The organism is Legionella feeleii (assembly GCF_001467625.1).
GTDB lineage: Bacteria > Pseudomonadota > Gammaproteobacteria > Legionellales > Legionellaceae > Tatlockia > Tatlockia feeleii.
Map to the genome: position 1 here is coordinate 1 of NZ_LNYB01000012.1, position 16,108 is coordinate 16,108.

The following is a 16,108-nucleotide window of genomic DNA, read 5'->3' on the forward strand; positions in this document are numbered from 1 at the left end:
GCATTTGACTACTATTCCCTTGAAATTGTGAAAAATAACAGTTTACGGATTTTTTTATTGTATTCAATTTAAATGGTGATTGAGCCTAGCAAGCTAGTCGTTTTTCACGATAATGCCGAGAAGGAAACATTGCTACATGATTTAAGTGAAGCGCAGAGTTCTATGGAAAAAAGCCGTGAAATTAATAGTCACTCAGGCCCCGATATTATTGTACTGTCCCAGACCTTGAAGGATGTGGTTACTGTGAATGATGAAATGAAAAAAAAACTTAATGGCAAAGAAGAGCCCTATAAAGAATTGATTAACAATTTGAAAGAACTAGGGATTGAGGAAAAAACGACTGAAAAAAAAAGTATTTTTCAGCGTTTACTGAAACTTTAATGACTTAAATTGCGGGTAGGTGTTACTGTTTGGATGAGAAACAGGTTTTTCTACAAGAGTTCTGACTTATATTGTTTTCTTTAAAAAGGGCAAATGTTCTATGACTAAAAAAGAATGCTTTTTCTTGCCCTGATACTTTGTAATGATTACTTAAGCAATATCAGTTGTTTCACAGGGTTCATTTACATATAATTCGCGTGCTTTCATTTAACACAGGGGCGTGAATTATGAAGAGGATAGTGTTTGTTTTACTTGCCGGCTTGTTTCTTTCCAATGTACAGGCCTCTACACAGCGAAGTACTTTTTTCTGCGGTTATAAAGATTATTTTCATTTAAGCAGCAGTACCCATCCAGGTATTTATATCCGCAGTGCCAACAATAATCAGGATTTAAACCTTTTAATAATCGGGCCTCGTAGCTTTGAAATTAGAGATACGGATACCTGCAACACAGGTTATGCTCACGTTGGGGTCGCTTATGATGATTATCATTGGTGTATATTGGATATTAAAGATGGCCCGTATATGATGCACCCGTCTATTAGGGCTGCCTGTAGTGGGATGGAGTATAAGGGACTCAGTTATGATGGATTTAATACCTATTCCTATACGATAAATATTGATTGATTGGGAGACAGGGTGGGTTGTTAATAGTTGTCTCACGGCAACTCATCCTGATAACCGTTTAAGGCCAACCTAGTCCGGTAACAACCGCTGCAAAAATAACAACGGCCCAGGAAGGTATATTACAGAAAAGCAATAATAGAAAACAAACTACTGCCAGAAAATAATCGGCGAGATTGTAAATAGCACTTGTCCATACGGGGTTATAAAAGGCAGCCAATAAGAGGCCAACCACAGCGGCGTTTACTCCCAGCATTGCGCGTTGAATAACAAAATGGTTACGTAAGACTTCCCAGAAAGGCAAGGTCCCTGTGATTAGCAAAAAGGAAGGTAAAAATATGGCGATTAGAGCAATAATAGCACCTATCCAGCCTGCCGGTGTTTGGGTGGATAGAGCCCCTAGGTAGGCAGCGAAAGCAAAGAGAGGACCTGGTACGGCCTGAGCTATTCCGTAACCAGCAAGAAATTGATTGTTTGTTACCCAACCTGAAGGAACTACCAATGTTTGTAGTAGGGGTAAAACTACATGCCCGCCACCAAACACAAGGGCTCCGGCACGATAGAATCCAGCAAATAACGTTGTCGCATAATTCTTAGTTTCTAAGGCAAGCACGGGTAATAGAAAAAGCAAAAGAAAGAAGAGAGTCAAACATACCAAACCACGCTTTTTATTGATGGGGACTGCCAGCGAACGATGAGGTAGCTGGGTTGGTGGCGTGAGTAGCCACCAGCCTAATAGACCGCCTCCCAAAATAACAATGATTTGTCCTAAAATGCCAACGATTAACGAGGTAATTATTGCAGCGACAAGGGCAATACTTACACGAATCCCATCAGGCGTTAAGATTTTTGCCATTCCCCACAATGCTTGGGCAACAATTGCAACAGCAACTACCTTCAAACCATGCAGCCAATTATTATTCGCAGTTTGCAGGTGAGTCATCGCTATGGCAAATACTAGCATTATGATAGCTGATGGTAAGGTAAAACCTAGCCAGGCTGCTATTGCACCTTTAAGTCCGGCACGTGATAAACCCAGAGCAATACCCACTTGACTACTGGCTGGACCCGGTAAAAATTGACATAAGGCAACCAAATCGGCGTAGGATTGCTCGGTTAACCATTTTTGGCGTAGAACAAACTCATCTCTGAAATAGCCGAGATGAGCAATAGGGCCACCAAAACAAGTGCAGCCTAATTTGAGGAAAAGTAAAAATATACCGAAGACGGTTGGTGTTTTTGAAGGTAGGCTTCGGGTTGTTTTCTTCATGAATCAATCCAGGTTGCCGTTAAGAATGCGCTATAAACACCAACCGTAACCCCATTGGTTTATGGAGCAATATAAGCAATAATGCTTTATTTCTGCAAGACATATCTGCCGGGAGCAGCAGGAAGGGAGTCAGGCAGTTTTGGGGGGGAGACCCGTGTTGTGCTAGAGTGTTGAACCAACCAATGGTGTAAGGCAAGCCACCATGAGCCGTGTTTGATTGTTGCAATTTCGAGCCAGTTAGTTGGATCAATATAGGTTGTATCTTTCTTGTGCCTATGGATGCGGTAAGTTCTATTCTTACGTCCTGGCTCACTAACTATTCCGGCATTATGCCCTCCCTCGGTTAATACAAAAGTAATATCATCATTGATCATCAAATGAATTTTATAGACCGAACGCCAGGGGGCGACGTGATCTTTTTCTGTGCTAACAATAAAGGCGGGCAAATGAATATTTGCAGCGACTACAGGCATGCCTTCAACTTTAAAGCGCCCGGCAGAAAAATCATTATCGAGAAAAAGCTTTTCCAAATATTCACTATGCATTTTATAGGGCATGCGCGTGGCATCGGCATTCCACGCTAACAGATCAATTAGACCGCGTTGAGTACCCGCCATGTAATCATGCACCATTTTTGACCAGATTAAGTCATAGCTGCGGAGCATCTGGAAAGAGCCAGCCATTTGTTTAGTATCGAGATAACCCTGTCCCCACATCATATTTTTCAGAAAAGAGACTTGGCTTTCCGTGATAAAGAGCATCAGTTCTCCTGCTTCACTGAAATCGCCTTGTGCTGCTAATAATACGAGGCTGTTAAGGCGCTCATCACCATTTCTGGCCATTGCTGCCGCAGTAATCATCGCTAAGGTACCACCGAGACAGTAGCCCATAAGATTAATTTTGGTTTTTGGTTGAATGGTGGAAACGGCATCAATTGCTGCCATAGCCCCTAAGCGATAATAATCATCCAGGCCTAAATTACGGTCCTTGCTATCTGGGTTGCGCCAGGAAACGATATAGACCGTATGTCCTTTGCTAACAAACCAATTCACCATGGAGTTTTTCGGCGAGAGGTCGAGAATATAATATTTCATAATCCACGCGGGCAATATTAAGAGAGGCTCTCTAAAAACGGTTTGGGTCTGTGGTTTATACTGGATGAGCTCAATCAAATGATTACGAAAGACGATTTTTCCAGGTGTAATAGCCACCGTTTTGCCAGGGATAAAGTGTTCAATGCCAGCTGGCGGCGAACCGATTAATCTTTCCAGGGTGTCTTGTAGGGCGAGTTTAGTTCCGTGAATTAAATTAAGGCCATTTGAGCGAATTGTCTCATAAAAGAGATTAGGGTTAGTCAATACAAAATTGGAAGGTGATAAAGCATCCATGATTTGTCGAATGCAAAAGGCAACCGTTCGTTCGACATGTTCGGGTAACCCCGGAATATCGGTGGTCGCACGCCGCCACCAATCTTCAATTTGGAGAAAGCCCTCAGCCCAAAAACGCCAAGGAAGGGATTCCCAATTTTCGGTATGAAATCTTACATCACGGCCGTTACCTGGTCTGGTTTCGCATAGAATTTTGTTGCCGCAATCTTCGGTATGGAGAAGTGGATAAAGCGCCAGTTCTGTTAAGCGGCCTGGGCAGAGCGCTAACTGGGCTAGCCAGGAAAAATAAGCCGTGCTGAGGGCTGCGGGACTTATTCCGGCAGATATTTTAGCAAGATTTGCCTGAAAAAATTGATCAAAGAGATTAAAAAAAACAACTAACTCACTGGCCTCTTTAAAGGAAGACGCTCGCTCAGGATAACCAGGAATTATGGTTGTCGGGCGTGATTTTGATAATCGTCGTACTTTTGAAGTTTTATTTTTTGATCCAGCCATTGCCCTTCCTTGGGGTTGTATAATTTTCAGACTTCTAATTACAAAGTAGCACTAAAACAGTCGTTTAGCGAAGCATTTGGTGCAAAACAAAGAGGAAATTCTTGTTTCAACAGTCAAAAGGGAATAGTAAAGGCAATTGAATTTATCATCGCGGCAGATCTATTCATGATTTGTCGCTCATAATTCGCCTGTTAAAGTAAAATCAAGTTATTAAGCGAAGGAACGCAGGTATTTATTTTTTTGAGAATGTAAAATACGTCGGCTTAGGATCCTATTGATTAAGAGACAAGATGTATCATGCAATTTGTTAGATTTGATATCACTAACGAGTGATCTTGGGCCTTCTCTTCGGTTAGTTGTATACTGGTGTATGCGACGCTTGCAGGCATGATTCCTGCTTGTATAAATTTTCAACTTCTTGCTGTGAGCTAAATACAGTGCTAATTGGTCAAAAAGAAGCGTTCTTATTGATTTGGTAGTAGCAAGAATAACAATAAGGGGAATGGTCATGAAAAAATGGGGACGTCGTGCGGCAACTTTAGGCCTATTGATGCTATCACAGTGGCTTATGGCTGCCCAACAGAATTGGAATAGCTGGGTTGCTGAAGTCAGGCAACAGGCGCTGGAGCAAGGTATTTCTTCTACGGTTTTTGATCAAGCCTTTGCGGATATTCGTGAGCCAAGCCGCCAGGTAAAAGGCCTGGCGCGTTCGCAACCTGAGCATCGATTAACATTTAGTAAATATCTGCATTCTCGTGCCGATAATTACCGAATTATGATGGGGCGTAAGCAATACAACAAGAATAAAGAATTATTAGATGAAATTGGCCAGCATTTCGGTGTTGATCCCTGCTTTATTGTGTCCTTCTGGGGAATGGAAAGTAGCTATGGCACCTACATGGGTAATTTTCCAGTCATTAAGTCGTTAGCAACCCTGGCTTATGATTCCAATCGACGGGATTTTTTCCGTAAACAATTATTCCTGGCACTCCATATTTTGAATGATGGTCATGTAACCTTACAGCATTTCAAAGGAGAATGGGCTGGCGCCTCAGGTCAACCACAGTTTTTACCTTCCAGTTGGTTAGAATTTGCTGTCGATTATGATGGTGATGGTCGTAAAGACATTTGGGAAAGCAAAGCAGACGTCTTCGCATCAATTGCAAATTACATGAAAAAGAATGGTTGGCAAACTGGTCAGCCTTGGGCTATCCAAGTGAAACTCCCTCCGAAATTTGATATGAAATTAGAGGGGAAAGCGGTTGTCAAGCCAGTCAGTGAGTGGAATGCGCTAGGTGTGCGTACAGAAAATGGCCAACCTTTACCTCACCAGGAGCTAGAGGCCAGCATCGTACAACCGAATGGCGGGCCAGTTTTCCTCGCTTATCCTAACTATAAGATGATTTTGCGCTACAATAATTCTATCTACTATGCTGGTGCAATCGGGTATATGGCCGATAAAATTTGTAATCGTGTTAAGTAGATTACAAGAGGATTTTAACAGGCGGAATTTGTCTTCCGCCTTTGACGGCTAAAGGCTCGATTTCTGTTTAAGAGGTGGATCTGTGAGCAATTATCTTGATAAGACAGCCAGTTTAACTCCTGCTGCCAAACGTATCATTTGTAACAAAGCAACTGAATATCCCAATACAGGTGAATATACTGACCATTTGGTAAAAAGCGGAACGTATCTTTGCCGCCGTTGCGGCCTGGCTCTTTTCCGTGCCCAAAGCCAATTTCATTCTGGCTGTGGCTGGCCCAGTTTTGATGATGATATTGTTCAGGCGGTCAAACAAATCCCGGACAAGGATGGCCAACGGACGGAAATACTTTGTGCCCGCTGTGATGGGCATTTAGGGCACGTCTTCACTGGCGAGTATTTTACCCACAAAAATCTTCGCCATTGCGTGAATTCGGCGTCCCTTGATTTTGTGGCTGATGATCAGGTTTTGGATACGGAAGAGGCGATTGTTGCGGGTGGTTGTTTTTGGGGGGTTGATCATTTTTTACGCCTTGTTCCAGGGGTACTTAAGGTTGAGGTAGGTTATTCCGGTGGTTCAGTTATCAATCCGAGTTATGAACAGGTTTGTCGCGGCGATACAGGGCATTATGAAGTGGCAAGAGTGGTTTATGATGTGGCGAAAACAGATTATTACACGGTTCTAAAACGTTTCTTTGAAATCCATGATCCTACGCAACGCACAGGACAAGGTCCTGATATCGGTCCCCAATATAAAAGTGCGGTTTTTTATTACAATGAAGAACAACGGGAAGACGCACAGATATTGATTAAATTACTACAAGAACGTGGTTACAATGTAATTACCCGCTTATTGGAAGTACAGCCTTTCTGGCCTGCTGAAGGTTATCACCAGGACTACTACAGCAAACACAGCAAAGCACCTTACTGTCACCGGCCAGAACCACGATTTGGTTAGGTAGAGCTGGCCGAGCGAGCAATTAAAGAGTGAAGTTCGTTTCTTCTCTTGGTAACAGCTTTTTGCCATATTCCTGAATTGCTTCCGGGCAATAATCCAAAGACTCACAGACGATTTTGCTCAATTCCTTGTCTTTAAACAGCGCTTCTAATTCTTCCTCACTGAATACAACAGATTCCTCTTTGTAGTCAGCTCCGGCCGTGTTGATGCTTAGAAAAATTTTCCGGGCAATCGCAACTAAAGGACTAGATCTAACTTGCTGTAAATAGGTGAGTGTGTTTAATTTAAGATTTCTTATACCTTCTACTAAATCCAATGAAGCCTCCACGCAAGTGCGCTCGTCTAAACTTTTGTAATAAGTCCTTTGTAACAGTAACTTATAACCAGGAAGTTTATCCATTAAGGCTTCAATAAGAGGTATATAGGCTCCGAATTCCGGTTGGAAATGACCGCTCGCTAAATTAAAGATGGCATCATTGTGGCCAAGTGATATGGCACCGGCACTAAGAACAGCATTTCCGTTGGACCCGCCAGAGAGTAATTGTGCCTGGCGAGCCAAGCCTCCGTGGGTTAATTTAGTTAGGCCGTTAAATTGAGGTGCAAACCAGACTTCGCCTTCTAAAGTAACAACGTATAGATAGTTCTTATTTGGCGTTAGCATGGCGGGATCATTAGTGACCATAACGCCTTTATAATCGAGATCTTCGGAGGCAATTACTTGAGATTTAGTATATTGAGGGTGAAGAGGGTATTGTCTGTAAGATTGCAGTAACAAGCCTGAACTATCGGTTGTCATTGTAGTTGTTTGTATACTGTTACTCACCAGGCCTAATGCTGGGGCTTCAAGTAATTCTAAAACTAACTTCTTATCTTTCTTAACGATTTGATAGGGAATGTTTGCCATGGCACAAATAAATACCAAACGTTTTAGCAAAGAGCTATCTTCAGAATAATCTTGAACCTGGCTATTAATTGAATCAACAAGCATGGTTACTGAAGTAAGATCAGGATTAGTTAATATCTCATCGACAGCTTTTATATTCTTTGCAGAGCGATTTTTACCCATACGTTGAAGGGGACCTTTAGGGGCCCATTGAAGCCAATCTCTCGAACAGTAGTTGCTCAAAACGGCTTTGGCATTATCGAAAGGATTGTTAAAAGGAGAGCAAAATTTCGAATAATTAGCAGCATAAGGAAGGGCTGTTAAGACAATATTGCTTTCTGTGGATTCGACTTCTTGTTTGGAAAACATGATATCTCGATATTAAATAATTAATCTATATGAGCATTATTTTAACATTCGATGCTTAAGAGAACTTTAACAGGATGATGAGTAGTCGCTGGTTTTGCAGGTATAAAAAAATGGCACTGAACAAATCGTGCTCGTGTCTGGTTCTCAAGTGTTATTGCGTACCGTTTTTTGCGTGATTCAATGCGCTCTTGCAGTGAGGTAGAGGTTTCTTTGCCCCTGAAAAGTCGGGCATAGATACGCTCAGGGGCACGATTTGTTATTAGAGAGGGAGTCGAGAGACTGACTGGCTTCAGGCTAATAATTGGCTTCGCAGGTATTGGAGGGATTTAAATCAGGAGGGTTTATCTTCTTGCTGATAAGCAGCATCTGCTTTTTCTGCTTTGCGTGTATTTTCTTTGAGTTGCTGTTCGCTTAATTGGTTTTGCCAAAAAGTAGTCACTTGCTCTTTTAACCGGTTTAAATGACGGGCAAGTTTGCCTAGATGTTCTGCAAGCATGGGTAATTTGCTCGGGCCAAAAACCACAATGGCCACTAAGAAAGTAAGTAGTAATTCTCCGCTACTCATGATTTTTTATCATCATCCTCATTCATAGCACGGCGAAAATTTTTGATTGCAGTGCCTAAATCAGAGCCGATGTTTTTTAATTTGTTGGTACCAAACAAGGCTACAACAATGAGTAATATTAATAGTAATGATAAAGGACTGATCCCGCTTAATCCCATGTTAACTCCTGCTAGTACGGTTAATGAAGGCGACAAATCCGCCGCCAATTGCAATGGTTATCGCTATAGCTGACAATTTATCATGGTTTAACAATTTAAAATAACTGAGCGCACCAACTGTCGCCATAGTAATAAAAATACCTAAACCGAGCCCTTTGTACCAAGCATTTCTTGTCATGTAAGCATTCTGCTGGTTGTTGACCGGCATCAATGCACGGATTTTTTGCTCTTTAGTTAATTCCAATACGTCGTGTAATAGCCGTGGCATATGAGGTAATTGCTCCGTAAGGAAGGGCAGATTCTCGCGTAATTGGCGAATGAAGGCTTTAGGCCCCATTTGTTCTTTCAGCCATTTTTCCAAAAAGGGTTTAGCGGTGACCCAGAGATCAAGCTCGGGATAAAGTTGGCGCCCCAAGCCCTCTATTGCCAATAAGGTTTTTTGCAAGAGTACTAATTGGGGTTGTACTTCCATATGGAAGCGCCTTGCCACTTGAAAAAGGCGTAAGACTACCTGGGCGAAGGAAATATCTTTTAAAGGTTTTTCGAAGATAGGTTCACAGACGGTACGAATAGCACTTTCAAATTCTTCAATACGCGTGTCTCTTGCAACCCAACCCGATTCAACATGCAATTGCGCAACGCGTCGGTAATCGCGGTTAAAAAAGGCATATAGATTTTCTGCGAGATAACGCTTATCGCTGTCATTTAAGGTGCCTATAATGCCAAAATCAATGCAAATATATTGCGGATCATGAGGGTGGAGGGGGGATACAAAAATATTGCCCGGATGCATATCAGCATGGAAGAAGCAATCTCTAAATACCTGGGTGAAGAAAATTTCTACGCCCCGTTCTGCCAGTTTTTTTATGTTGACGCCTCTTTCCTGCAAGGTAGCAATATCCGAGACAGGAATTCCATAGATGCGCTCCATAACCATGACATTTTCACGCGTATAGTCCCAAAAGACTTCTGGAATGTAGAGAAGGGGTGAATTATGGAAATTTCGTCGTAACTGACCTGCATTGGCAGCTTCCCGTTGCAAGTCGAGTTCATCAAATAAATTATGTTCGAATTCCTGGACAATTTCTTTGGGTTTTAGACGCTTGCTTTCAGCCCAATAACGGTCAGCGAAGTTGGCTATGGTGTACATAATACTTAAATCTTTCTCAATAATTTTGCGCATATTGGGGCGCAAAATTTTCACCACGACCTCTTCCCCTGTTTTTAAGGTGGCGGCATGCACCTGTGCCATCGATGCAGAAGCAAGAGGAATGGGATCAAACTGGGCAAAGACTTGAAAGGCTGATTGACCAAAGGCTGCTTCAACAATGGCTAAAGCCTTTTCACTGGCAAAGGGCGGGACTTTATCCTGTAATTTACATAATTCCAATGCGATATCGGGGGGCAGGATGTCAGGACGAGTTGATAAGGCCTGGCCGAATTTAATAAAAATGGGACCTAACTCTTCCAGGGTTTTTCTTAAGGCTTCTCCACGGGTTAATTTTTCTTTGCGTACCCAGTTCCAGGGGTTTAGATAAACTATAAAACGAAAAGGTGAAAAAAGCCGAATGGAAACAATGACCTGGTCGAGGCCATTTTTGGCCAATATCAGATTAATATGCAGCAGTCTTAATAATTGTTTAATTGAATTCATGGCTTGCCATCAATTGGTTAATATGGGCTTGCAAACGCTCCACATCAAGTGCCAGCTTATCGATATCGTTAAAAAAATCATCGATTTCTTCACGCGGCGGGACAGCAGCCAGTTCTTCTTGCAGATAATCAGTCAAATTATGGCGCAGCGATTCCCCTAGCTGTTTTTTAAATGCCAAACCATGACGGACGAGGGAGCCCAGCTGATGGGCTACGACATCACCGGTAAAATGGGCCAGATGGCCCTCCCAATCAATGTCCAGCTCATCGAACAACTTTTTGACCTGTTGACCAAGCTCCACATCACCTGATAACCGGATTTTATCGTTAAATAGAGAGCGTGCTTTGGAAGCCGGTAAAAAACTTAAACGAATTAAACCAAGTGGACTGCTATGAATAATCGTATCAGGGCGTCCTTCATAGTCGGCGAGTAATTCCAATTGTTGATGATCAAAATGAATGAAAAAATTAACACCCAAGGGGGCGATGATAATTTCGAGCACCTTACCCTGCAAGGCTGCGATTTTGGCTGGCATGGAGTCGTCCAGTGCCAGGGCGTGATTAATAGCCTTTTGCAGCGCTTTCAATGAATATTTTTTAATCATATTACTCTCAATATTTATGGGCGATGTGCAAGGCAACGATTCCACCACTTAAATTATGATAATGACAATCTTCAAATCCTGCTCTTTCAATCATTACCTTTAAGCCTTCCTGGGTGGGATGCATGCGAATTGACTCAGCAAGATATTGATAGCTGTCAGCATCTTGCGCGAACAATTGCCCAATTTTAGGTAATACATTAAAAGAATACCAATCGTAAATCGGTTTTAGTCCCGGAAGTGTCGGCGTGGAAAATTCCAGAACCATCAATTTACCACCTGGTTTACAAACACGATACATAGAACGTAACGCTTCTTCTTTATCTGTGACATTGCGCAAACCAAAGCCTATCGTAATACAATCAAAACTATTGTCAGCAAAAGGCAGGCTTTGGGCATTAGCTTGTACGAAATTGATATTGTTATACAAGCCTTCATTCAACAGGCGGTCCCGTCCTACAGCTAACATGGCAGCATTGATATCCGCCAAAATTACTTGTCCTTGATCGCCTACTTTCTTACTCAGTAAACGGGTTAAATCGCCACTGCCACCCGCTAAATCGAGCACTTGATGTCCGGCATGTACCTGACTTAGGGCAATCGTGAATCGCTTCCAGAGGCGGTGAATGCCTAGAGACATTAAGTCATTCATTAAATCATAGTTCTTGGCAACCGAGTGAAAGACGGCGCCAACTTTCTTTTCTTTTTCATCCCAGGCCACAGATTCAAAGCCAAAATGGGTATTTTTTTCTTTTTTGGTCATTGGTTGTTTGTATAGGGAGCAGGTTGCTTATCTTAACCGATTCCAGGGCTATAAAACAAAAATGTTGATGAGTCTTGTTAAGTCTGACTTATTTTTAGTCTCCTGTTTGGATAATTACACGAAGGTGGATGCAGTGCAGGCAATAGTTTGTTATGCTCATTCTGTATCTTTTTCTGCCTACTCTAATCTCTAACGAGTGTATCACCATGCCAGTTGTTATGATTGAGATTTTTGTGCCCCTATTGAGTTTATTTATTTTTATCCTCGGAACGGGTTTTTTCTCCACGCTGTTAGCCTTGAATATGACCTTAAGTCAAGCGTCGCCACTGGCAATTGGTGCCATGACAGGTGTCTTTTATGCCGGACTGGTAGTGGGCTCATTTCGCATGGATCGCTTCATTAACCGGGTTGGTCATATCCGTGCCTATGTGGTTTTTTCTGCTACGCAGGCAATTATCTGTTTATTGCATGGTATTTTTTATCAGGTTGGGCTGTGGCTATTTTTACGTGGTTTAGCCGGCTTTGCCTCAGCGGGTTTGTTTGTCGTGATTGAGAGCTGGCTGCTTGGTAAAAGTACGGCAATGAATCGAGGACGAGTGCTGTCTTTATACATGATTAGCTACTATGCAGCACAGAGTTTAGGCCAGTTTTTTTTAAATCTTGCGGAGCCAGACACTCTGTCATTATTTGCTCTGACTTCCATACTCTGCTCGTTGTCTATTATTCCCTTGGCCATGTCGCGTGTAAATCCACCGAAGTACGAAGAGGCATCAACGCTCAGTTTACAGAAATTACTTGATAAATCGATGGCGGGTTTTGTCGGTTGCTTAAGCTCAGGATTGATTATGGGAGGTATCTACGGTTTGATGCCGACACTGCTGAGTGATTTATTTCATGATAATTCTAAAGTGGCTAACTATATGTTTGCCATTATTTTTGGCGGGATGTTATTACAGTATCCATTAGGGAGGCTGTCTGATCTGGTTGCACGCCGTTTAGTGCTGATTCTCATTGCAGTGGCTACCAGTATTGTTTCTTTCATTTTAATGACAACTCACATTAATCCCTGGTGCTTTTTTATATTGATGTTGCTCTTTGGTGGTTTGACCTTCACTCTTTACCCAATTAGCATTAGCCATGCTTGCGATACTTTAGAAACACGCGATATTGTTGCAGGGACACAAAGCTTATTATTGGCTTACAGCCTTGGTGCCATGGCAGGGCCCTTACTGGCTCCCTGGTTTATGCACGTTTTTGGGATGGGGGGACTTTTTATCTATTTCATAACGGTTTGTTCACTCATGACGCCGTTCTTTCTTTTACGCAAAAGCGCTGAAGTGGGTGAACCGCAGGAAGAATCTTTCCTAGCCAACCCCTAATAGGCGATTTAAGGCATCAAGATAGTCTTTTTCATTAGGAAATGTTTGACTGCGCTGGGCGCGCCAAAGAGATTCTGCCAGACAATCCATCATTAGGTGTTCGACTACTAATCGGTCGCTGTATTTTTGCAGTAATTGACGATAAAGCGAGTCAATGCCGCCAGGTCGGTCAGTACTAATTTGCTCGCGAATTGCTATATGTAAGCCCATATGCAAGAAAGGATTGGTTTGTCCCAGCTCAGGAAAATAGGGCTGACTGTCGTGAGGGGAAGCGGTTTCCAGGAGCCTATGGTATTCAGGATGAACCAGAATAACGTCGACAATTTGTTGTTCCAGAGGCAGCAAAGGTTGCTTTTGGAGGTATTTCTGCCAGCTGGAAAAAAACAGTTGTCTCGTATCTTGCACATTGTCGCCGTAAAACATGATAGACCCGCTATGAACTGAACTTGGGGGCAGTCTAGCGTATGAACAAAGGAACAACAAATAAAGTTCTGTCGAAACTCTACTGCATTGGCGCATAGCGTCGTCGATCCGGTGCTCGAATCCTCATGTACTGGTATGTACATTGCGGTTCTGCGCGCCGTTTTCCTCGTATTACTCTCACTGTAGCCAGTTTCGAAAGAAGTTTCATGTAAAAGGGTTCTTGTGTATTGACAATGCTGACTGGGCTGTGCGATATTCGCCACGCGAGGTTGGACTTGCTATGTGTCATTCCACTGGGTCAATTGGCGACACACTGATTGACCCTTTCTATTTTTAGTTCTTTATTAATTCTCTATCTCAAGTTTCTTGCTATCTTTTTTTTATTGCGATAAAAATATTCCAAATGATAAGCAATGGAGCTGCCTAATGTTTGGATTTTTTGAAGAGCCGGCTTTAATCCCGCGAGTAGAACTGGGGGATGGGAATTTTAATTACCAATCGGCGAAGCATCTCGATATCATCGGCAAACGCTGTTTGCGTTTCCAACAAGCACAAAAACATTTACATCGAATCGATAATAATATTGTAAGAGGAGCGGTAATTGGTAGTGCTTCCTGGGTAGGGAGCTATGTTTTCCCTTTAGTTACTGTGTCTATAGCGGCGTTCTGTTTTGCTACCTATCACTATGCACATCATGCAGAAGCATTTAAACAATATCAGGAGGCCTTAAATGATTTGATTGCCGCCTATAATTGGTCAATGGGACGAAATACGGGCGACCATTGGTATAAATTGGGTGTGCTATCTCTGCAGGATCTTGTATTGACGTTAGGTCCCTGGGTAAAAAGTGAAACGATTTGCACTTGGAATATGGGTGATCTTGAGCCGGCTTCTATCTTATCACGTGCCAAAAGGGACAATGAGCCAACCACTCTTTTTAAAGCAAAATTAACGCAGTTTGCAGCGGGTGAGCAAACCAAAGAGTGGCGATTCAAAATTTATGGTGAGGGGGGCACAGATGATTTGTGGTCTGTCTTTTTACAAGCCAATGGTAAAGATTTAGCTAACGAAGCGGTTAGAAGGACTGTACTTTCTTCTACGGGATAAAGACTATTAAAATTGACTACAAGCCAGTTTTAAGCCTAAAAATAGCATCAGTATTCCACTGGAAAATTCGATGCGCTTCCAGACCTTAGCCCGAGACAAAACATGCGCAAAATAATGGGTTGTGAATGTCAGTGAGCTGAACCACAGGAGACTGGAGGTCAGCACACCGAGTAAGAAGGCTTGTTGATGCTCGGGAAATTGACTGCTGCCTCCTCCTATGATGACCAGACTGTCAATAATTGCATGCGGATTTAGTAAACTAAAGCCAAGGGCAAGCATGACAATCTGTAAACGATTAGGTGTTCGCTCGTCGCTAGCAACCATCTGCATTTCTTTGCTCAAAGCTTGCTTTAATGTCTTGTAGCCATAGTACAGTAAAAAGGCGACGCCAAACCAGGTTACCCATCCCTGCAACGTAGGATGCAGCTTAAGTACCTCGTGCAAACCGGCAACGCTGGCACAAACCAGAATAATATCGCAGAAAAAACAAACGAGGGCTGAAAGGGCGGCGTGGTTACGTAGTGCACCCTGGCGAATCAGAAAGACATTCTGCGGACCCAGAGCCGTTATTAGCGATAAGCCGAGCATTAAACCATTTAGATATACCGTCATGGTGGATTATCCCTTGAAATCAAATGTGGCAATTATTGCGCATTTTTAATTATAATTAAAATTAATAATTATAATCATTGATAAATTTTACTTATGAGAATAGAGCAAAGAGGCTTACAGGCTTTAGATGCAGTCATTCAAACCCAGAGTTTTGCGGCAGCAGCCAAGCAGTTATTTATTACGCAGCCGGCGGTAAGTTTGCGTATCAAACAATTGGAAACCCAATTCGGGCAACCGTTACTTATTCGTTCACTGCCTTATCAAGCGACTCCTTTGGGAGAAAAATTACTTAGTTTGCTACGTCGTACCCGTTTGCTAGAAGAGCATTTATTACAAGAAATTCAACAAGATACGCCAGCTCGCCTTTCTGTTGCTTTGAATCGCGATAGTTTGGAAACCTGGTTTGTCCGTTTGTTGGAAGAATTAAAGCTGTTGGAAAAAATCAATATTGATATCATCACTGATGATCAGGAAGTAACCATTGATTATTTCCGTAAAGGTTCAGTATCGGCTTGTGTTACCAGCTACGATCGGCCTTTACCAGGCTGTGAATGTGTCTTGTTGGGGCATATGGATTATTTATTAGTAGCCTCGCCCCATTTTATTGCCCGTCATTTTAAGGCCAAAAAATCGGTGCTCGATAATTTGTTAGCTGCACCGGTGATTATTTTTGATAGTCGCGACCGCCTACCGGACCATTATTTTAAACATTTCTTTGCGCATTCATTTACCAGGTATCGTTATCATATGGTGCCTTCCGTGCAAGGATATAAGCAATTCGCTTTAAACGGCTATGGTTACGGCTGGATCCCACGCCTGGATATTCGTGACGAGCTAGCACAGGGTCTGTTAGTAGAGCTTTGCCCTGATAAACGTTGGTTGATGCCATTATACTTGCATTACTGGCAGTTACCTGCCAGGCAATACAAGCTTTTTATAGATAAGATTGCAGAAGGAGCAAAGCGGTTTCTAATTTAAATCTAACTATAAAATTAGGAT

At 42.4% G+C, this 16,108-nt stretch carries 17 protein-coding genes; 7 read left to right on the forward strand and 10 right to left on the reverse strand.

Annotated features, from left to right (window positions below):
• Positions 1-72 precede the first annotated feature (72 nt).
• Together Lfee_RS01350 and Lfee_RS01355 are read left to right on the forward strand one after the other, a co-directional pair.
• Positions 73-381: a hypothetical protein gene (locus tag Lfee_RS01350; protein WP_058443490.1), complete on the forward strand. Its 309-nt coding sequence runs from the start codon at positions 73-75 to the stop codon at positions 379-381.
• A gap of 227 nt (positions 382-608) precedes the next feature.
• Positions 609-1,007, forward strand: a complete 399-nt coding sequence (locus tag Lfee_RS01355; RefSeq protein ID WP_058443491.1) for a hypothetical protein — start codon at positions 609-611, stop codon at positions 1,005-1,007.
• A 58-nt stretch (positions 1,008-1,065) separates the two neighbouring features.
• Here the strand turns inward: Lfee_RS01355 and chrA are convergent, their stop codons facing one another.
• Both chrA and Lfee_RS01365 read right to left on the reverse strand, forming a co-directional pair.
• Positions 1,066-2,274, reverse strand: a complete 1,209-nt coding sequence (chrA, locus tag Lfee_RS01360; RefSeq protein ID WP_058443492.1) for a chromate efflux transporter — start codon at positions 2,272-2,274, stop codon at positions 1,066-1,068.
• Positions 2,275-2,360: 86 nt separating this feature from the next.
• Positions 2,361-4,157 (reverse strand): PHA/PHB synthase family protein, encoded by a 1,797-nt coding sequence (locus Lfee_RS01365; RefSeq protein WP_058443493.1) that lies wholly within the window; start codon positions 4,155-4,157, stop codon positions 2,361-2,363.
• 508 nt (positions 4,158-4,665) lie between these two features.
• Here Lfee_RS01365 and Lfee_RS01370 point away from each other — a divergent pair.
• The gene (locus Lfee_RS01370; protein WP_058443494.1) at positions 4,666-5,640 is read left to right on the forward strand and encodes a lytic murein transglycosylase; all 975 of its coding nucleotides are present in this window, start codon (positions 4,666-4,668) and stop codon (positions 5,638-5,640) included.
• 82 nt (positions 5,641-5,722) lie between these two features.
• On the forward strand, positions 5,723-6,595 hold the full coding sequence (locus Lfee_RS01375) for a bifunctional methionine sulfoxide reductase B/A protein (protein ID WP_058443495.1): 873 nt from the start codon (positions 5,723-5,725) through the stop codon (positions 6,593-6,595).
• Between the two features lie 22 nt (positions 6,596-6,617).
• Here the strand turns inward: Lfee_RS01375 and Lfee_RS01380 are convergent, their stop codons facing one another.
• The 6 genes from Lfee_RS01380 to ubiE all read right to left on the reverse strand — a co-directional run bounded on the left by Lfee_RS01380 (position 6,618) and on the right by ubiE (position 11,588).
• On the reverse strand, positions 6,618-7,847 hold the full coding sequence (locus Lfee_RS01380; RefSeq protein ID WP_058443496.1) for a hypothetical protein: 1,230 nt from the start codon (positions 7,845-7,847) through the stop codon (positions 6,618-6,620).
• 331 nt (positions 7,848-8,178) lie between these two features.
• A complete protein-coding gene (locus tag Lfee_RS01385; RefSeq protein WP_058443497.1) occupies positions 8,179-8,412 on the reverse strand; it encodes a Sec-independent protein translocase subunit TatA/TatB in 234 nt (77 codons plus the stop codon).
• Entirely contained in the window at positions 8,409-8,570 is a 162-nt protein-coding gene (gene tatA, locus Lfee_RS01390; RefSeq protein WP_058443498.1) for a twin-arginine translocase TatA/TatE family subunit, read from the reverse strand. Before tatA ends, Lfee_RS01385 begins: the two co-directional genes overlap by 4 nt.
• Position 8,571: 1 nt before the next feature.
• The gene (gene ubiB, locus Lfee_RS01395) at positions 8,572-10,224 is read right to left on the reverse strand and encodes a ubiquinone biosynthesis regulatory protein kinase UbiB (RefSeq protein WP_058443499.1); all 1,653 of its coding nucleotides are present in this window, start codon (positions 10,222-10,224) and stop codon (positions 8,572-8,574) included.
• The gene (locus Lfee_RS01400; RefSeq protein WP_058443500.1) at positions 10,211-10,828 is read right to left on the reverse strand and encodes a ubiquinone biosynthesis accessory factor UbiJ; all 618 of its coding nucleotides are present in this window, start codon (positions 10,826-10,828) and stop codon (positions 10,211-10,213) included. Before Lfee_RS01400 ends, ubiB begins: the two co-directional genes overlap by 14 nt.
• Positions 10,829-10,835: 7 nt before the next feature.
• The gene (gene ubiE / locus Lfee_RS01405) at positions 10,836-11,588 is read right to left on the reverse strand and encodes a bifunctional demethylmenaquinone methyltransferase/2-methoxy-6-polyprenyl-1,4-benzoquinol methylase UbiE (RefSeq protein WP_058443501.1); all 753 of its coding nucleotides are present in this window, start codon (positions 11,586-11,588) and stop codon (positions 10,836-10,838) included.
• A 206-nt stretch (positions 11,589-11,794) separates the two neighbouring features.
• On the opposite strand from ubiE, the gene Lfee_RS01410 reads away from it, so the two are divergent.
• A complete protein-coding gene (locus tag Lfee_RS01410; protein ID WP_058443502.1) occupies positions 11,795-12,967 on the forward strand; it encodes an MFS transporter in 1,173 nt (390 codons plus the stop codon).
• On the opposite strand, the gene Lfee_RS01415 is transcribed toward Lfee_RS01410, so the two are convergent.
• Positions 12,953-13,390, reverse strand: coding sequence for a DUF1841 family protein (locus tag Lfee_RS01415; protein WP_058443503.1), 438 nt, complete (start codon positions 13,388-13,390; stop codon positions 12,953-12,955). The two genes, Lfee_RS01410 and Lfee_RS01415, sit on opposite strands and share 15 nt — an antisense overlap.
• Before the next feature lie 426 nt (positions 13,391-13,816).
• Here Lfee_RS01415 and Lfee_RS01420 point away from each other — a divergent pair, with 426 nt between their 5' ends.
• Positions 13,817-14,497 carry a hypothetical protein gene (locus tag Lfee_RS01420; protein ID WP_058443504.1) on the forward strand — a complete coding sequence of 227 codons (681 nt, stop codon included), beginning with the start codon at positions 13,817-13,819 and terminating at the stop codon, positions 14,495-14,497.
• 6 nt (positions 14,498-14,503) lie between these two features.
• Here Lfee_RS01420 and Lfee_RS01425 read toward each other — a convergent pair whose 3' ends face one another.
• Positions 14,504-15,109 carry a LysE/ArgO family amino acid transporter gene (locus Lfee_RS01425; protein WP_058443505.1) on the reverse strand — a complete coding sequence of 202 codons (606 nt, stop codon included), beginning with the start codon at positions 15,107-15,109 and terminating at the stop codon, positions 14,504-14,506.
• 93 nt (positions 15,110-15,202) lie between these two features.
• Between Lfee_RS01425 and Lfee_RS01430 the strand changes: the two genes are divergently transcribed.
• On the forward strand, positions 15,203-16,087 hold the full coding sequence (locus Lfee_RS01430) for an ArgP/LysG family DNA-binding transcriptional regulator (protein WP_058443506.1): 885 nt from the start codon (positions 15,203-15,205) through the stop codon (positions 16,085-16,087).
• Positions 16,088-16,108: the final 21 nt, after the last annotated feature.